The sequence below is a fragment of the Intrasporangium chromatireducens Q5-1 genome (assembly GCF_000576575.1).
In the GTDB taxonomy this organism is placed as follows: Bacteria; Actinomycetota; Actinomycetes; order Actinomycetales; family Dermatophilaceae; genus Intrasporangium_A; species Intrasporangium_A chromatireducens.
The window spans coordinates 1-4316 of sequence record NZ_AWQS01000288.1 but is presented as its reverse complement, the minus strand read 5'-3'; the positions used below and the strand labels follow the sequence as shown (position 1 = coordinate 4316).

Genomic DNA, 4316 nt, shown 5'->3' with positions numbered 1-4316 from the left:
CGCTCACCTCGCTGAGGTGAGCGGCATACCTCCTCGACGTGGTGGCCTCAGCCCGGCGCGGGGAGGTCGGCGGTGACGGCCGGCGCCGCCAGGGGCTGCGCCGGGGCCGGCGGCAGGTCGAACTCGTCCGGGGACATCCGCAGCACGGCCGCTCCGGCGAGGCCCATGCAGAGCGCCGTCGCGCCCCACGCGGCGAGGTCGAGCGGGTGGTTGCCGGTCATGGCCGACACGAGGTGCACCGGTTGTGACACGGCAAGGGCGATGCCGACCCAGGCCGGCAGGACTCTGCTGCGCCAGAGGGCGATCCCGAGCAGGACGGTACCGGCCAAGTGCCCGATGACGAAGACCGTGACGGCGGTCGTCGGCTGGGGCATCGCCTCGAGGGCCGCGGCGATCGGCCTGACCGATGCCGTGTCGAGCCCGCCGTGCGCCACGACGTCGGCCAGCACGGGTGAGACCGAGTCGGCCGCGGCGAGGGCGGTGTACCCGAGGACGCAGAGCACCCCAGCGACGGTCGCGAGCACCGGCACCCGGCGCCGGGTCACCCACAGCACCGCGAGCACCCCGGAGATGACGACCGGGGTGAGGAAGCCGAACCACACTTGCGCCGACGTGAACGTCGGGTTGGCGACGAGCTTCGAGAAGGCCTCGTCAGGGGTGTCGAGGGTGTTGAACGGCAGGGTGAACCGCAACACGGCGATGCCAGCCGCCATGACGGGCGCGCTCAGCGCGAGGAGCCACTGCCAGGTGCGCCGCACGTCACGGGGGTCGCCGGGAGCGTGCCGGGGGCGGGGGTCGGTCGCCGCGTGAACGACGCCGGTTGGTGGCAGGTCGAACTCGTCGTCGCTCTGCCGCAGCAGTACGACGGAGACGCCGACCAGCCCGACCGCCGTCAGCGCCCAGGACGCGGCGGCCGTGACCGAGCTCGCGGAGAGGGCGACATGGAGCAGACCCGAGCTCGCGAGGACCGCCCCGAGCCACCGCGGCGCCGACGGCGTGCGCCACAGGGCGAGTCCGAGCAGCAGCAGGCCGATCGCCTGGGCGGCGAGGAAGGCGATCGTCGTCGTGCCGACGGCGGGGTGCCCCGCGACGGCGGTCGCGACCCGTTCGAACGTCGCGGAGTCGGTGCCGCGCTGCACGGCGGCAGCGGCCAACAGCTCCGAGGACGGCACGGTGATCGACAGGGCGAAGCCGACGACGGTGAGGATGCCGCCGGCGAGGGCGAGCCGCGGCGCGCTGCGCCGGACGGCCCACGCGGCTGCCATGGCCGCAGGGATGCCGAGCAGCAGCCCGGCGAGGACGAGCCACGTGACGAGCGCGACGCGCCCCGGTGCTGCCGACGCAGCCGCGAGCTGCTCGGTGGGGCTGGCGAACAACCCATAGGGGGTCAGGGCGAACTCGGCCGCGACGAGTGCCGCCGGGACCGGGACGAGGACGGCGAGGGCGCGCCGCCACCCGCCGCGCAGGTCACGGACCTTCTTGGGCGTGGTGGTGGACATGGGGTGCTCCCTTCTGCAGACACTGATGTGCGGGTGCTCCCACCGTCGCGCGGCCGATCCGGTCGGCACATCGCCGCCGGCACGGATCTGCACCTCCGTGCTGATACGGAGGACGTGAGGCCACAGCGCCAATAGCCTCGGTGGATGGGCAGGTCGACAGCGGCGGCTCGCGCCGCCACCGTCGTCGGTGGCGCGTGTGCCATCGCGGTGGCCGTCCTGCTCGCCCTCGCCCCCTCGTGGGCGCATGCCCGGTATGCCGCTCTCTACGTCGCGCTCGCCGCGGCGCCGTTCGCGGTCGGCTGGTTCCTCGTGCGGGCCGGGGCGACACGGATCGGGACGCTTTTGGTCTGGATGGGGGTGGTTCCCGTCCTCATCGCGGTCACGGACCTGTGGCGCCTCGTCTCCGAGGAGCAGCCGGGCCGCCTCTGGGTCACCGGCGTGCTGGTCGGCGCAGCGCCGCTGACGTGGGTCCTGTTCTACGCCGCCCCCGCGCTGGTGGTCCTGCACTTCCCGGACGGGCGGCTACCCGGCCACGAATGGCGTTGGGTGCCAAGGGCCGTCGTGGGGAGTGCCCTGCTCCTGCTCACCCTCGGAGCGGTCACGCCGGAGCCCTACCCGCCACCGTTCGAGACCGTGCCTCGGTTCCGCTTCGCGATGCCCTCAGATCTGGCCTGGCTGCACGGCGCGCTGTCGGTCCTGGCCGTTCTCGGCCTGCTTGGCACGCTCGTCGTCACCGGCGCAGCCGTCGGCGCTCGCCGACGCCGGGCCGCCAACCCCCGGCTGCGGGCCCAGCTGCGATGGATCGGCCTCACCGTCTGGACGCTGCCGCTGACGCTACTGCTGTGCTGGCTCAGCTACCTGCTCCTCGACGGGCCCGTCCTCGTGCTGGTCGGGCTGGCCGTCATGTGGCTGGCGCTCCCCCTGGCGACATGGGCTGCGGTCCTCCACCACGACCTCTACAACCTCGACCGGGTCAGGACCGTCGCCGCGACCGTGACGGCCGTCTCGACGTTGGCGCTGCTCGTCTGGACCGGTGTCACCGCGGCGGCCGGATCGGTCGTCGGCGGCGACCGCCCCGCCCTCGTCGCCGCCGTGACTGCGGTGCTCATTCTCGCCTTCCTACCCCTGCGCTCGCGCCTCGCGCACGCACTGGAGCGTCGGCTGCAGCCGCGTCGGGCCGCCCTCCGGGAGGCGCTCGACGGGCTCGTGTCCGAGGTGCAGGCCGGCACGGCGATGCCCGAACAGCTCGAGGGCGTGCTCCGCTCCACGCTCGGTGCGCCGGCTGCGCGGGTCGGCTACCTCCTGCCTGACCTGCCGGGTCTTTGGGACGGGGCCGGCCGCCCGATCGCCGACTACCGCGTCGTCGTCGCGCCCACCGGGCCCGAGGGGGCCGGGGCAGCGCTCCCGGTCCGGGTCGGCGGCCGGGAGATCGCGTGGGTCCTCGGCCTCGAGGCGGAGGACCAGGCCGTCGTCGAGGGCCTCGAGGGCGTCGTGGCCCTCGTGGCAGAGCTCGGCCGTCTGCGCCTCGGGGTGACCGCGGCGCTCCGCGAGGCCGAGGAGTCGCGCCGGCGCCTCCAGGAGGTCGGGTATGCCGAGCGGCGTCGCCTCGCTCAGGACCTGCACGATGGGGCGCAGCAGCGCCTCGTCTCCCTCGGCCTGACCCTCCGCGTGGCCCAGCGCCACCTCCGTGCGGACGACGTCGCGACGAGCGAGCTCATCGATGCCGCCGTGGCCGAGCTCGGCACGGCGGTGAGCGAGCTGCGCCAGCTCGCCCACGGCATCCGCCCCGCCTGCCTCGACGATGGGCTCGGACCGGCCCTCGCGCCGCTGACCCAGTCGGGCCCGGTCCCGGTGTCGGTCAACGTTGCCGTCGGCTCGGTACCGGACTCGGTCGCCGTCACGGCCTACTACGTCGTCATGGAGGCGGTAACGAACGCCCTCAAGCACGCCCAGGCGAGCCAGGTCGCCGTCCACGTCGAGCAGCGCGACGGGCACCTCGCCGTCCTGGTCGCCGACGACGGACGGGGCGGCGCAGACCCGCTCGGCCGCGGCCTGTCCGGAGTGCGTGACCGGGTCACCGCGGCGAACGGCCGGCTCGACCTCGTCAGCCCCGCGACCCGGGGCACGCGACTGGCGGTGCTCCTGCCGTGCGGGTGATCATCGGCGAGGACTCCGCCCTGTTCCGCGAGGGCCTGGCCGGGCTGCTCCTCGACGCCGGCCACGACGTCGTCGCGAAGGCGGCCGACGCCGCCTCACTGGATGACGCGGTGGGCCCGGGCGGGCACGACCCCGGCTGCGACGTCGTCATCATCGACATCCGGATGCCGCCGGACCTCCTCGACGACGGTGCCCGGGCCGCTCGCCGGATCCGGATGCGCCACCCGGACCTCGGCATCCTGCTGCTGTCGCAGCACATCGAGACCCGCCACTCTGTCGAGCTCGTCGCGGCCGGCCGGTTCGGTTACCTGCTCAAGGACCGGGTCCTCGATGTGGCCGAGTTCCTCGACTCGCTGGACCGGGTCGCACGGGGCGGATCCGTGCTCGATCCCGAGGTCGTCGGCCGGCTGCTGTCGAGCAGCAGCCGCAACGACCCGGTTGCCACGCTGACCCCGCGTGAGCGCGAGGTCCTCGCCCTGATGGCCGAGGGCCGCACGAACACCGGTATCGCGAAACGACTCTGGCTCACCCCGCGCACGGTCGAGACGCACGTCAGCAACGTCCTGGCCAAGCTCGGCCTCACCGAGAGCGAGGACGACCACCGCCGGGTCCTCGCAGTGCTGGCCCACCTCCGCAGCCAGTCCTCACCCACCTGACCCC

The 4316-nt window shown here is 74.1% G+C and carries 3 protein-coding genes; 2 read left to right on the top strand and 1 reads right to left on the bottom strand.

Going from position 1 to position 4316, the window contains the following annotated elements:
• Positions 1–47 precede the first annotated feature (47 nt).
• On the bottom strand, positions 48–1499 hold the full coding sequence (locus N864_RS19720; protein WP_034721347.1) for a hypothetical protein: 1452 nt from the start codon (positions 1497–1499) through the stop codon (positions 48–50).
• 144 nt (positions 1500–1643) lie between these two features.
• Between N864_RS19720 and N864_RS23820 the strand changes: the two genes are divergently transcribed.
• Together N864_RS23820 and N864_RS19710 are read left to right on the top strand one after the other, a co-directional pair.
• On the top strand, positions 1644–3656 hold the full coding sequence (locus tag N864_RS23820; protein ID WP_051518834.1) for a sensor histidine kinase: 2013 nt from the start codon (positions 1644–1646) through the stop codon (positions 3654–3656).
• The gene (locus N864_RS19710; protein ID WP_034721345.1) at positions 3647–4312 is read left to right on the top strand and encodes a LuxR C-terminal-related transcriptional regulator; all 666 of its coding nucleotides are present in this window, start codon (positions 3647–3649) and stop codon (positions 4310–4312) included. Before N864_RS23820 ends, N864_RS19710 begins: the two co-directional genes overlap by 10 nt.
• The last annotated feature ends 4 nt before the right edge of the window (positions 4313–4316 follow it).

Bases quoted from the DNA above. Each gene is read 5' to 3' on its own strand.
- N864_RS23820 (WP_051518834.1), top strand. From the start codon at position 1,644: ATGGGCAGGTCGACAGCGGCGGCTCGCGCCGCCACCGTCGTCGGTGGC.
- N864_RS19720 (WP_034721347.1), bottom strand. From the start codon at position 1,499: ATGTCCACCACCACGCCCAAGAAGGTCCGTGACCTGCGCGGCGGGTGG.